Origin of the sequence: Pseudoalteromonas sp. SMS1, from assembly GCF_021530565.1 — a bacterium.
GTDB lineage: Bacteria > Pseudomonadota > Gammaproteobacteria > Enterobacterales > Alteromonadaceae > Pseudoalteromonas.
In genome coordinates this window covers 105,800-119,877 of sequence record NZ_JAKGBI010000009.1, presented here as the reverse complement: position 1 = coordinate 119,877, position 14,078 = coordinate 105,800, and the positions used below count along the sequence as shown (strand labels likewise).

Sequence of the window (14,078 nt, the reverse complement as noted above, 5' to 3'; positions counted from 1 at the left end):
TGATTTAGCATAACGAATTACGCATTTTTGTGTGCAAATTAGCCAACCAGTCGGGAATTCAGGGACGGAATATTGCTTTCGTTAGCTTTGTTAAGTTAAGGTTAGACAATTTTATTGTTTGGGAACCATTATGAGTCAATCAACAGAAACGGCAGCGCCGAGTGGGGCGGTTGCGCGTTTTCTCAATGGGATCGAGCGCGTAGGGAATAAACTCCCCGATCCTGCCATTATTTTCCTATCAGCTATGTTACTGATATGGTTACTTTCTTGGATGTTTTCAAGTACGACTTTTGACGCCATTGATCCTCGTACAGGAGAAGCAATTGTTGTTCACAATCTGCTCAGTGGTGATGCCCTCGCTAATTTCTTAGCGTCAATGGTGAAGACGTTTACCGGCTTTGCTCCACTTGGCGTTGTGCTTGTCGCAATGTTAGGTGTTGGCGTAGCTGAGCATTCTGGCTACATCAATACTGGCCTTAAATTAATGCTTAAAAGAACGCCACAAGCGCTATTAACACCCTCAATTATTTTAATCGCAATCGTCAGCCACACGGCGACAGATGCTGGGTATGTTTTGGTCATACCGCTAGCAGGGGTTATTTTCTATGCGATGGGACGTCATCCCTTAGCTGGTATTGCTGCTGCATTCGCCGGCGTGAGTGGCGGTTTTAGTGCGAACTTTATTCCGTCAGGTATTGATCCTTTGTTACAAAGCTTTACTCAAAGCGCGGCACAAATTATTGATCCAGAAATCGCTGTAAACCCTTTGAATAACTGGTTCTTTACATCGGCATCAAGCCTATTCATCATTCTTTTAGGTTGGTATATCACGGATAAAATTATTGAGCCTCGCCTCAAAAATACAGTTGTCGACGGAGACACAAACAGCCTTCCTTCTTTCGACGAAGTAAACGCAAAAGAGAAAAAAGCGTTTTTAGTGGCGTCGGGCGTTATGTTATCAGGTATTGCCTTATTAGTTTACGCGGCAAGCGGAGAAGATTCAGCGCTACGAAGCCCAAGCGGCGCATTAACTGAGTTTAGTGCACCATTGATGCAGTCTATCGTGCCACTTATCTTTCTTCTCTTTTGGATTCCGGGTGCGGTATACGGCTTTTTAGTAGGCACTTTTAAGTCATCTAAGGACATGATTGATGCAATGAGTAAGTCAATGGGAAGTATGGCTTATTACATTGTCATGGCATTTTTCTGTGCGCTATTCATTGCCGCATTCAGCCAATCGAATTTAGGGGCATTACTTGCAATCGAAGGTGCAGAGGTATTAAAAGCACTTGCGCTGCCAAGTTCAGTGACCGTAATTGGCATTATTTTCCTAACCGCTTTCGTTAACCTGTTTGTTGGTTCAAGCTCGGCAAAATGGGCGCTGCTAGGTCCAATTTTTGTGCCTATGCTTATGCAACTGGGTTTGTCACCAGACTTAACTCAGGCGGCTTACCGTGTTGGTGATTCTAGTTCAAACATCATTACGCCTCTGATGCCTTATTTCCCTCTTGTGGTTGTTTACTGCCAAAAGTATGTTAAGGATACAGGTATTGGTACGCTAATTGCTCTAATGATCCCGTACTCTATCGCTTTCCTAGTAGGTTGGAGTATCTTCTTGCTTGCATATTGGGGACTAGGCGTTCCTTTAGGCTTGCAATCAAGCTACATCTATCCAGCTGGGTAAGTTTAAAAAAGCCGCTAGTTTAGCGGCTTTTTCATTTCAATTATGTGTCTTTGCGATCGTGATATGGTATTGGGTCTAATCAAAAAGCGCCTAGGGATGAGACATTAACTCTACGCTATGCGTGACTTGACAATTTTCGTGCAGGTAGGCCTGGCGATACTTTGCACAGGCCCAGACAAATAGATTACGCTTCTGCTGTGAAGATCGCACGTAAAGGGGCAGGGTAGCCCTCAATGGTTTTAGACGGGTCGCTTGGATCTAGGAAGTCTGCCAGTGACTCAGTTTCCATCCAAGGTGTTTTACGCTGCTCATCTAGTGATGTGATGTCTTTATTTACAACGCGAACATTTTTGAAACCCACTCGCTCTAACCAGAGTTTTAAGGCGTCACAGCTTGGAATGTACCAGACATTGCGCATTTTCGCGTAGCGGTCCGTAGGTACTAAAACTGTATTTACATCGCCTTCAATTACCAATGTTTCCAATACCAGTTCACCGCCTTTACGAAGCTGTGCGCGTAATTGGCTCAGAAAATCGATGGGTGAGCGGCGATGATAAAGTACCCCCATTGAGAAAACCGTATCAAATGCTTTTAGTTCAGGCAGTTGTTCGACTCCCAGTGGCAACAAATGTACATTTGGGTCTGGGTTAAAATGCTTGATTGCCTGAAATTGGCTTAAAAATAGGTCAGAGGGGTCGATACCGACAACAAACTCAGCACCCGCTCCCTTCATTCTCCAAAGGTGATAGCCAGAACCGCAGCCAATATCTAACACAGTTCGTCCACGCAAGTCGCTGATATGGGGTAAAAGTCTATCCCATTTCCAGTCACTGCGCCACTCGGTGTCAATGTGAATGCCGTGTATATGAAAAGGCCCTTTGCGCCATGGCATCATACGTTTCAGTAGGTGGTTCAGTTGTTTCTTATGACCCTCTGATAGCGCTTCGCTTGCGCCAAACTCTACGCGGTCTTTAATATTTATCTGGTCAGTGGTTACTTCTGGTAGATTTTTAAGTACCTTTTCCCATTTTGGCCAATCCCCGTGTTGCGCCTCTTTCTGCCAGTGCGTCAATTGTGCTGGGAGTGTGTCTAACCAATGACTCAATTGCGTTTTTGCAATCGCGGCATAAAAGTCCGTAAACCAAGCGTTCATAGTGTCCTCATTATTTAATAGCAATCATTGAACAGAAGTTAAAGCATTGGTACCAAACTTGTGTGTTCGAAAAGCCAACATCGCTTAAACGGTTTAGGTGTGTGCTCAATGCATCGGTGCGCATAATATTTTCAATCGCGGTGCGCTTTTGGCTGATCTCAAGTTCTGAATAGCCATTTTGACGTTTGAAGTCGTGATGTAGATCTATGAGTAGATTATCTCTGACATCATTTTCGCCTTTAATTTTTTCAGACAACAGAAGCGCGCCACCTGGTTTGAGGCCAGCGTATATTTTTTCAAGCACAATTTGTCTTAGTGCTTGTGGAATAAACTGCAAGGTAAAGTTCATGGCAACCACGCTGGCGTTTTCAATATTAACGTCATTAATGTCACCAAGTTGCACGTGTACGGGCACGTCTGATTTGAAGCCTTTTAAGTGCAGCTGACAACGCTCAACCATGGGGGCCGAATTGTCTACCGCGATGATCTGGCAGTTTTCTTTGTCAATACTGCGCCGCATGCTGAGTGTCACAGCGCCCAATGAGCATCCTAAGTCATATAGGTTGGAATTACTTTGAGCAAACTGACCAGCCAGTTTCCCCATATTATTCACCATAGTTGCATACCCTGGAACAGAACGCTGTATCATATCTGGAAACACTTCGACGACATTTTCGTCAAAAGTAAAGTCCTTAACTGTTTGCTCTGTGGCATAAATACTGTCTTTGCCAGTCACTTTACTACTCTCATACAAAAATAATCTCGCTATTTTAGCATTTTATACTGGATAGTCAGTGATAAATTGAGTAGCTTGGCTACTATTAGTCATAAGAAGTAAAAAATGAGATAAGAAATGGCGAAAAATAAAGTGATTAGCACAGAAGATATCCTATCAACCTTATGCCACTCGGTTACAGAAGTTTTGTCTTCTGCCAGTGGTAATCAAATCGCGTATTCGGCGATGGTTCAAAAAATAACACGAACTTGTATGCGCCCAGATATCGGTTGTTTCGTGCTGTTTGATGGTGGGTTTACTGGACTAGTTGTGACCAATTTTACAGCGCAAGCTGCAATGGAAGTATATCAAGATTACATGCGCAACATGGGAATGCCTGAGAGTGAGATTGCGCAAAGTCATTTGTCCGACGATGTATCAAATGTGTTGGGTGAGTTAATGAACCAGATTGTTGGTGATTTTACAAATAAAGTACGAGAGCAATTGCATACATCAATTACTCAGAACCAGCCAAAAATGATGGCAATTAACAAACAGGTACAAATCTCGGTTGATACAACGATGGATCGCCCGCAGGCAAGGCGTGTGACGTTTACAACGCAAGGTCAAAACATTTTTTACCTTGAGCTTGCAATGGACAAAACAGAGTTTATAAAGCTGCATGACTTTGATATTGCTGAAGCGGTAGACCCTGATGACATTATCGCAAGTCAATCAAGTACGACGACCAAAGCAAAATCCCAGAAAGCTGCTGAGAAGCAAGAAGATGCCGCTGATGATGATTTTATGGCTGAGCTAGGTTTATAAAGCTGCATGAGAATACCATACTGCACCTTGCAGTATGGTATTTAACTGTTTATTTTGTCAGTTGCTGATTCAAGTAAGCGATATGCTTCTGCAAATTGAAAGCGGGACACCATCACTTTTAGCTCGTTGATGGTTTTTACATCTAGATCATCACTCACTTCTAGTTGCTCAACTAACTCTGTGGCTTTAGAGTCATACTCCTTAAGTGCTGTAGCAAAATCGCTTACAGAGCAATAATCTGCGCCAGCGTTCATTGATGGCTTGTTACTTTTGATTAAAGCAACCCCTTGTTTGGTTTTCCGTAAATGTACGAGCAGGTCGTCTAGGAGTTGGGTATTAATCGTGTCGTCTTTGATCTGTTGCTCTAATTCTTGAGCGAGATCTGCCAAATAGGTCATCGATAAATTGGCACCAGCCCCTTTAACTGCATGAAGAATATGTAGCGCAAGTTCGTAATTGCCAATCTCTATTGCTTGTTTTAAGTTTATAATTTCTTCAATTTGCTCAAACACAAACTTTTCTAACAATTTATAGTATATCTCTTCGTTGCTTGCTGCGCGTCGTATGCCCTCAACAACATCGATACCGATTAATTCTATATTTTCTTCCTGAGGCTGGACATGTGTGTCAAGCGTCTCAATAGGTACTTGGTCGCGCGTTAAATCTTGCGTGACAACCTGCAATATGGAGTCAATTAACCCCTCTACATCAATAGGTTTGGCAACATGACCGTTCATGCCAGCATCTAAACAAGTTTGAATATCTGGCCCCATTGCATTGGCCGTCATGGCAAGGATAGGTAGCGTATCGCTCGAAATAGTTTCTCGAATGATTTTGGTTGCTTGTACGCCATCCATCACTGGCATTTGCATGTCCATTAACACAACATTAAACTCATGCTCTATAATTTTCTGGCATGCAATTTCGCCGTTATTTGCCACGCTCACCTGAGCACCATGGAACGACAGTATTTCTACCGCAATTTCTTGGTTAACCGGTTGATCTTCGGCTACGAGTACATGAATACCCTCTAAACGCTTGTCGGGTATGTGCTCTTGGGGCTGCGTCTTAGCACTTTCGTTGGCCATAAAACAGGCTTGCAAGCAATCGACTAGATTAGAGGGGTTAAGCGGCTTAAGTAACATGCTGTCAAAAAGGTTTTTTTGCGCATCATTGAGCGCGATGTCATGGCCATGTGCTGTCACTAATACAAAATGGCCTTGCACTTCGAGAGATTTCAATTTGGTTGCCGTTTCGAGTCCATCGATATTTGGCATGAACCAATCGACAAATAAAATATCGTATGTAGGTTGTGCATCTTGAATGTATTCAATGCATTCACTACCACTGGAAAATGTTGTCACTGTTAGACCAAGGCCTTCCAGCATTTCAGTTAAAATATCGCGAGCATCCTCGCTATCATCGATAATGCAAGCTATTTTACCGGAAAACTTTTTAGCCTCTTGTGACAAGTACGTGGCTTGGTTATTGATAGTTAAAGGGAGTGTAAAGTAAAACTCCGATCCTTTGTTTGGCTCACTTTCTACAAAAATCTCTCCGCCTAAGAGCTTCACAAGTTGCTGTGAAATGGTCAAACCAAGCCCTGTGCCGCCATATTTCCTAGTGGTTGATGCGTCTGCTTGGGAGAAGGACTTAAACAGTTTCGTTTGTTGTGCTTGACTCATACCGATACCAGTATCTTTTACGGCGAAAGTCAGCTTTGCTTCGTCACCTTCTAAACCAAGCATTGAAATTGACACAGAAACACAGCCTTGCTCTGTAAATTTGACTGCATTTCCGGCTAAATTGATCAGTACTTGAGAAATTCGAAGCGGATCCCCCAAGTAATTAACAGGTAAGTCGGTCGGGACGTTAAAAATAAACTCTAGTCGCTTTTCCTGCGCCTTAATACCCACAATGGTTGCTACATTATCGAGTACTTTATCCAGCTGGAAAGGGATGTGTTCAATGTCAATTTTTCCAGCTTCGATTTTAGAGAAATCTAAAATGTCGTTGATTAACTTCAATAGTTGTTTGGCTGCATAATCTATCTTAGTTACATAGCCTGCTTGTTGAACCGAAAGCTCTGTATTGAGCGCAAGGTGTGCCATGCCGATTATAGCATTCATAGGAGAGCGGATTTCATGGCTCATATTGGCCAAAAACTCCCCCTTGACCTGTGCATTTTTGTCGGCTTCGTCTTTGGCCTTTAACATTTGACGCTCTAGTTCATTACGTTCGGTGACGTCTAGAAACGTACCGACAACGCCACCCACTTGTCCCAAACTATCAAAAAAGGGGGCTTCATAGACAACCAACTCTCGCATTTCTTTTAAACTGTTTTCCATCGATAGCGCAAAAGAGTGCGCTTCTTTCTTTTCGATGGTTTGCGTTGACTTAGCTTCAAGGTAGCTGGCGGTTTGCATATCAAAGACTTGATTGAGGTGAGAGTCTGATACTTCCACTTCAAATTTATCTATGAATGCTAAAAATGCGCGATTTACGCCCATAAAAATCCCCTGTGTATCTCGGTAATAAGTAGGGTTGGGGATTGCATTGATAATATGGAGTGTCAGTTCTAGATGTGCGGCGAGTGCGTTTTCTGCTTCTATTTGCTTTTGAGTGTTCTCACTGAGTCTAAGTTGTATACTTAAATCATCAGAGAGTAAATTGAGACAATGTCGCTGCCCCTCGCTGATTGAGCCTGTTAAAGCAACTACGACAACACCTACAAGTTCTTCATTTATTATCAATGGCAAATACAGCACGCAATGCAATGTCATTGAAAGCTCATTTTTGGTCAACAGAGCATTTTGACCTTTACTTACGAAAGATTGCGCGACCTTTTCAGTTTTCAGCTTTTGTATTTGTGTTGAGGACGCTTCAAATAAAGCCGGAAAACCAACACAGATTTGCTCGGTAAACTCGTCTTCAAGGTAACTAAAAATTGCGACGCTTGGGGCACTAAAGTGGTGCGCTAAGAAGTTGGCAGCAGTGGCCCTCATATCATCAGGATCTACACAGTGGCGCATTTCTCGACCGAATGCATGCCTAATTTTTGCGATATCCGCGCGCTCATCCAAGTTTTGATAAGTCAGTGATACGGCACTTACTACGTCTGCCATTTCGCCTTGTAACCCCTGTGGAAGGGTCACAGCTTCGTTTGAAGTGTTATTTGTGCAAAACGCATGATGCAATGCATTGAAAGGGGCAACCAATCGCTTAGTTAAATAAATGTAGGCTGCAAGACCAAATACCATCAGCAATATCATAATAGTCGTCAGTGCGATCAATAGGCGGCTTTGAATGTTATCAATTTGACTTTGAACAATGCGTATATGTTGTTCAGTCTGATCGAGCGCTCTAGAAATGCTGTTTATACTTGTTTGGTTTGCATTGGCTAAGGTGCTGTCGTTGAGCACATATCGAGATTGCCCAATATCGCTGACCAGCACTTCTTCTGCTATGTTGTATAGGACGAGGTAACTGTTAACAGCATCTTTTGTTGCTTGCGTACTCATGTTGGGTTGTAGTAGAGGCTGGATCGTTTCAAATTGTATTCTTGTGCTTATGAGTTCTGCACTGGCAATACTTCGGCTCGCAGCGTCTTTTTGCAAACTATAATTTTTTAAACTAAAAAAAATGTGTGCGCGCATTGATTGAAGATTCGCAAGGGCTTCATGTTGGCTGTTTAGGGTATTGAAACGGTACATGTACTTAGACATATCAGCATGCCATGTAGATAGAGAAAAAAGCCCCACAATTAGCAAAACTGAGAGTATTACAAAAAACGAATGAAACATTGTTTTTGTTGGCATAACTTACTTTCCGAAACTTTACTAATATTAACAATAGACCGCAGGAGGTAATTCACAAGCGATGCAATCACATACGGTAAAAATGGTAGGCGGATAGGGAGGTTTAGATGGCAAACATCTTAATTGTTGATGATGTTGCGGAAAACTTACAAATTCTGCAGTTGATATTACGAAATGAGGGACATAAGGTTTTTGCAGCAATCAGTGCGGAGATTGCGTTGAATATTGTGCAAGAACATCTGCCTGATTTAATCATTTCTGATATAAAAATGCCGAAAATGAATGGCCTTGAGTTTTGTAAAGAGTTAAAAACCTCAGCTTCAACTGCGCAAATACCGATTGTCTTTGTCAGCGCGCAAAGTGATACTGATAACATCGTAGCTGCGCTCGAAGTAGGCGGTGTTGACTATATCACTAAACCATTAAAGCCTGCCGAAGTGATTGCTCGTGTTAATACGCAGTTGAAAGTCTTAGAAGCCCATAAGCTCGCTGTTCGACAGCATTTATCCCATGTGGTGAATCAGATGGTCGTTGGCGTTGCACATGAGATCAACACTCCGTTGGGTACCGCAATTACCGCTGTCACACATTTCGAGAGCATTTTAAATGACTTGCGCCACGCTTTTGATGCCCAAACACTTAGCGCTGATCAACTGTCTTGCGGGCTCGATGATTCGTTAGAGAGTATGGGCCTATGTGAAAGGAGTTTAATAAGGGTTGCCAAATTCGTGAAAATGCTAAAAGAAATCGCCCAAGTAGAACGACCAAGTTGTCCTAGCCAGATAAATGTAAGTGAATTTTGTGAAAAGCTCAAAAGGCGGTGGAATGACGAAGCGGTGACACTTGACGTACATATTCACATAAATGAATTAACTGCGGACGATGAAGTGCTATCGACTGTGCTAGATAATTTAATTTCAAACTCTTTGGCTCATGGCAATTTAAACCGTACCACCCCAATTACGATTGAATTTGGCAGTGTTGACCACGGCGTACAAATTGTTTATTACGACCATGGGCAAGGCTTGCAAAATTTGACTGTTGAAGAGTTGCTCAAACCTTTCGTCACAACAAAAAGAGGAAACGCAGGGCATGTCGGTTTAAGTGCTTCGGTGACGGCAAATTTGATCAGCAATGCGTTGCATGGCCGTTATCAAATTTTTGAACAGGGAAGAGGGCTTGAATGGGTAATAGAAATCCCATTAGAAGCTGATTGATCTGTGTCAATGGACTAAACTAATCAACTTAAATGCGGACATAAGTCCTTATCTGTGGCCTCTTATTTCACTAAGCTCGCCGAGCAAAGATTTTATATCTTTATTCTTAAGATTAATTATAAATAATTCTTCTAATTAATGTTTTGAATTGAAGTCACGCAATTAAATTGGTGGAACCATTATGCAACAGCTACCTACAGTTGATTATAAGTCAGAAACAGCAGCAAAAGAATTTGTTGAGTCTCTACGTAACACGGGTTTTGGTGTTTTAAAAAATCACCCAATCCCTAAAGAGTTGGTAGAGTCTATCTATAAAAACTGGCAAGAATTCTTCTATACAGAAGAAAAGCACGACTTCCTATTTGACAAGGACACTCAAGACGGCTATTTTCCACCGGAAGTTTCAGAAGTCGCTAAAGGCTTTACTGTAAAAGACATTAAGGAATATTTTCACGTTTATCCAAAAGGGCGTGTACCTGCTCAATTAGAAGCTGAAATTAGAGAGTACTACCGCCTTGCGAATGAGTTTGCGGCTGAACTTCTAAGTTGGGTTCAAGCACAAGCTCCAGTAGATGTACGTGAGAAGTTTTCGATCGATCTCAAAGATATGATCAAAGACTCTGATCAAACGCTATTACGCGTATTACATTACCCACCGATGACGGGTGATGAAGAACCTGGCGCAATCCGCGCAGCAGCACACGGAGATATTAACCTGTTAACTGTGCTACCGGCTTCAAATGAACCGGGTCTTCAAGTTCAGAAGGGCGATGGTAGTTGGTTAGATGTGCCATGCGATTTTGGCTCGCTTATCATCAACATTGGCGATATGTTACAAGAAGCGTCTGGTGGTTATTTTCCATCGACCATTCACCGTGTAATTAACCCAACAGGTAAAGCGAGTGACAAATCTCGTATATCGTTACCGCTGTTTTTACACCCTAAACCAGAAGTGGTTTTATCTGAGCGTTATACTGCGGATTCTTACTTACAAGAGCGCCTGCGCGAATTAGGTGTTAAGTAACACACTGATAAATAAGTATTAAACGGCCCAAACGAGGCCGTTTTTTTGTATTCAAATTTAGCTGTAAATCGATTTTTCCCTGACAATTAATCTAAAGTGTGCAATATTAGAATTTCTCAAACTGAGAAAAAATAATAAAAAACTTAATGACAACGCTGTCATTTATTGTGTAACATCAAATCAACATGACTGAATACTGTGTCGCGATGAAATTCGCGTTCATATCTTACTTCTTAGGGGTCGCTTAATGATGGCTAAACAGGTTGAACAAGACCAGTTGTATATAGGTATCGATGGAGGAGGGACAAAGTGTCGAGCCACCATCTACTCAAATAAAAACGGCGTTTTAGGCACTGGTCTTGGTGGGCCCGCTAATCCACTTCATGGTTTTGAAAGAACAATTGAATCGATCATGGTGTCGACGCAATTGGCGTTGCAGGATGCAGGGCTTAGGATAGAAGCTGTGCACAACCTTTATGCAGGTTTGGGGCTTGCGGGTGTTAACCTGCCTGCACTTCATGAAAAAATTATGCGATGGGACCATCCATTTAAGCAAATGTTCTTAACGACAGATTTGCATACAGCGTGTATTGGTGCCCACGAAGGTGGTGATGGCGCGGTAATTATTACTGGTACCGGTTCTTGTGGGTTCGCAATGGTTGATGGTGTGTCTGTTAATTATGGTGGACATGGTTTTGCACAAGGTGACATGGGCAGTGGCGCGTGGATGGGCTTAGAAGCTGTTAAAGCGGCGTTGTTAAGTATCGACAAGTTAGGCCCCGAAACGATACTTAGTGACACACTCAAACAACACTTCAATACGACAACTGCAATGGGCATTGCCGAACAAATGGCGGGTAAGCCGTCTAGTAGTTATGCGCAATTAGCGCGTTTTGTACTTGCAGCTGCTGAAGATAAAGATGACGTTGCACTACGTATTGTTGAGTCGGGTGCAGAGTACATAAGCAACTTAGCGCATCGACTAATGGAAAATAACCCGCCTAGGCTATCGATGATTGGTGGTTTATCAGAACCACTCCGTAAGTGGCTTGACCCTGAAATTGCAAAGATTGTTGAATCTCCGAAACAGCCCCCTGAAATGGGCGCAATTTTCTTTGCAATCCAAAGTGTTGAGCAGCAGTCAGAAAAGGCGGTTTGAAAATGAAAAAGTATTTGGCGAGTCAGTTTTTTGATGGTCACAAGTTAAAGCAGAACGTCGAGTTTCTGGTTGTTGATGGTAAAATTTCTTTTGAAACACAAGATGTAAACTTGCAAGCACAGCCATTAGATGGATTAGTTGCGCCAGGCTTTATTGATGTTCAAGTGAATGGCGGAGGCGGTGGCTTCTTTAATGCGGAGCAATCGGTGGATTGTTTGAGAACGATTGTGAATGCGCATGCAAAGTATGGCTCTACGGCACTCATGCCAACGTTGATCACAGATAAGATTGAAGTGATGGAAAGAGCTGCAGATGCAACCGCACAGGCGATTGCAGAAAATGAGCCCGGTGTGGTTGGTATTCACTTTGAAGGCCCACACTTATCACACCCTAAAAAAGGCACTCACAGTGAGCAGTTTATCAGGCCGATATCTGAACAAGAGTTTGCGGTATACGCGAGGCAGGACCTAGGTATAAAAATGGTGACTTTGGCACCTGAAACGGTGCCTTTGGCTGACATCAAACGCCTTATTGAGCTAGGTGTAAAAGTAAGTATCGGCCATTCTAATGCTGACTTTGAGACAACAATGGCGGCTTTAGAGGTGGGAGTTGATGGATTTACACACTTATTTAATGCTATGTCGGCGTACACATCAAGGGAGCCCGGTGTGGTTGGTGCAGCTTTGTGGGAGGACAATGCGTGGTGTGGGTTGATTGTGGACGGTCATCATGTTCACCCAGCATCGGCAAAGCTTGCGATCCGCACTAAGCAGCGTGGTAAAATTATGCTCGTAACTGATGCGATGCCGCCTGTTGGCACGAATGATATGGAATTTGACTTTTTTGATGGCCGTAAGGTAATCAGAACGGGTGATAGGTTAAACTCGACAACGGGAGAGTTGGCGGGCAGCGTACTTGATATGGCAAGTGCGGTTAGAAACACAGTTGATACGCTTGATATCACCTTAAGCGAAGCGCTTAGAATGGCATCTTTGTATCCTGCACAATATTTAGGACTGACTAAAAAAGGGCACTTATTAGAAGGTGCCGATGCGGACTTTGTACTACTAAATGATAGCCAAGAAGTTCTGAGTAACTTCATTGGTGGAAAACAAATTTAAAAGTTCCCTGGGTAAAAAACCCCGCTGTAGTTTAGCGGGGATTTTTTGTTTTTACTGGAAAGGTATTAATGACAAATAAAAAGCAACGATTGACATCCTTAGATGCACTGCGCGGTATGGACATGTTTTGGATTTTGGGTGGACAATCGATTTTCGCAGCGTTGTTCGTATTGACGGGCTGGCAAGGTTGGAAGCTATTTGAAGCGCACACGATTCATAGCCCATGGCATGGATTTACATTCTACGACTTAATCTTTCCTTTATTTATTTTTCTTTCTGGGGTTGCGATGGGGTTGTCACCCAAGCGCATTGATCATTTGCCATTGAATGAACGTAAGCCTTATTACCAAAAAGCCGTTAAAAGGCTGCTTTTATTGTGTGGTTTAGGTGTTTTGTACAATCATGGTTGGGGAACAGGCATACCTCTGGCGTTGGATGAAATTAGATATTCCAGTGTTCTTGGCAGAATCGCGATCGCTTGGTTCTTTTGCGCAATGCTGGTATGGCATACAAGTCTCAGGACGACGGGCATGGTTGCGGGCGCAATACTGATAGGCTACTGGGTATTATTAAACTTTATTCCAGTACCGGATGGCAGTGCCGGCCAACTTAGTGCGCCAGGCACTCAAAGCTGGAATGCTTGGTTTGATCAGAACTTATTACCGGGCATCACCTATCAAAACAGACCTGTTGATCCCGAGGGGATCCTGTCTAGTGTGCCAGCTATTGTAAATGCAATTGCCGGTGTATTTGCAGGTCAGTTGATAGCAAAAGCTGAGAAACTTGGGCAGTGGAAAGTGGCATTGTGGTTATTTGCTGCCGGGCTAGCTGGTGTTGCACTAGGGTGGCTCTGGGATTTACAATTTCCAGTCAATAAAGAGTTGTGGACGAGTTCATTTGTACTGGTCACGGTGGGCTGGAGTGCAATTCTACTTGCGGTGTTTTATGCGCTGGTGGATATATTAAATGGTCAAAAACTCGCGTACCCGTTTGTCATTATCGGTGCAAACTCAATCATTATTTATCTTGCATCCAGTTTAGTGAATTGGGAGTTTGTAAGCTTAAGTGTATTTGGTGGGTTTGTTAATGCGGTCGGCACAGATTGGCAGCCTCTCTTTTCTGTGATTGCGTTATTATTAGTTCAATTATTGGTACTACACTGGATGTACAAGCGCAAAGTTTTCGTTAGCGTTTAGTCACTAAGGTAAGTTTAAAAAAGCGGTCGTAAATGTACGACCGTTTTTTTGTTGGGATAAAAAAAACACAAGTTTTTCTTCACTTTTACTTTACAAAGGCTTTTTTTCTGATAATAATGACAGCGTTGTCATAATGGTAATGACCTAATAAAGTGTATCCCAA

The 14,078-nt window shown here is 42.7% G+C and carries 10 protein-coding genes; 7 read left to right on the top strand and 3 right to left on the bottom strand.

All coding sequences use genetic code 11. The features are described 5' to 3' along the window. Positions 1-130 precede the first annotated feature (130 nt). A complete protein-coding gene (locus L1286_RS12125; RefSeq protein ID WP_235407313.1) occupies positions 131-1,684 on the top strand; it encodes an AbgT family transporter in 1,554 nt (517 codons plus the stop codon). A gap of 184 nt (positions 1,685-1,868) precedes the next feature. On the opposite strand, the gene cmoB is transcribed toward L1286_RS12125, so the two are convergent. Both cmoB and cmoA read right to left on the bottom strand, forming a co-directional pair. Beyond that, on the bottom strand, positions 1,869-2,837 hold the full coding sequence (gene cmoB / locus L1286_RS12120; protein WP_235407312.1) for a tRNA 5-methoxyuridine(34)/uridine 5-oxyacetic acid(34) synthase CmoB: 969 nt from the start codon (positions 2,835-2,837) through the stop codon (positions 1,869-1,871). Positions 2,838-2,847: 10 nt separating this feature from the next. Next, entirely contained in the window at positions 2,848-3,573 is a 726-nt protein-coding gene (gene cmoA, locus L1286_RS12115) for a carboxy-S-adenosyl-L-methionine synthase CmoA (protein ID WP_235407376.1), read from the bottom strand. 117 nt (positions 3,574-3,690) lie between these two features. On the opposite strand from cmoA, the gene L1286_RS12110 reads away from it, so the two are divergent. Beyond that, entirely contained in the window at positions 3,691-4,380 is a 690-nt protein-coding gene (locus tag L1286_RS12110; protein ID WP_235407311.1) for a DUF3334 family protein, read from the top strand. Positions 4,381-4,421: 41 nt separating this feature from the next. On the opposite strand, the gene L1286_RS12105 is transcribed toward L1286_RS12110, so the two are convergent. After that, positions 4,422-8,105, bottom strand: coding sequence for a PAS domain-containing hybrid sensor histidine kinase/response regulator (locus tag L1286_RS12105; protein WP_235407310.1), 3,684 nt, complete (start codon positions 8,103-8,105; stop codon positions 4,422-4,424). Between the two features lie 200 nt (positions 8,106-8,305). Here L1286_RS12105 and L1286_RS12100 point away from each other — a divergent pair, with 200 nt between their 5' ends. From L1286_RS12100 to nagX, 5 genes are all read left to right on the top strand, one after another. Further along, positions 8,306-9,415 (top strand): ATP-binding response regulator, encoded by a 1,110-nt coding sequence (locus L1286_RS12100; RefSeq protein ID WP_235407309.1) that lies wholly within the window; start codon positions 8,306-8,308, stop codon positions 9,413-9,415. A gap of 181 nt (positions 9,416-9,596) precedes the next feature. After that, a complete protein-coding gene (locus L1286_RS12095) occupies positions 9,597-10,439 on the top strand; it encodes an isopenicillin N synthase family dioxygenase (RefSeq protein ID WP_235407308.1) in 843 nt (280 codons plus the stop codon). 247 nt (positions 10,440-10,686) lie between these two features. Further along, positions 10,687-11,598 (top strand): N-acetylglucosamine kinase, encoded by a 912-nt coding sequence (gene nagK, locus L1286_RS12090; RefSeq protein ID WP_235407307.1) that lies wholly within the window; start codon positions 10,687-10,689, stop codon positions 11,596-11,598. Between the two features lie 2 nt (positions 11,599-11,600). Continuing rightward, positions 11,601-12,719, top strand: coding sequence for an N-acetylglucosamine-6-phosphate deacetylase (gene nagA / locus L1286_RS12085; RefSeq protein ID WP_442961731.1), 1,119 nt, complete (start codon positions 11,601-11,603; stop codon positions 12,717-12,719). 68 nt (positions 12,720-12,787) lie between these two features. After that, positions 12,788-13,915 (top strand): transmembrane glucosamine N-acetyltransferase NagX, encoded by a 1,128-nt coding sequence (gene nagX, locus L1286_RS12080; protein ID WP_235407305.1) that lies wholly within the window; start codon positions 12,788-12,790, stop codon positions 13,913-13,915. The last annotated feature ends 163 nt before the right edge of the window (positions 13,916-14,078 follow it).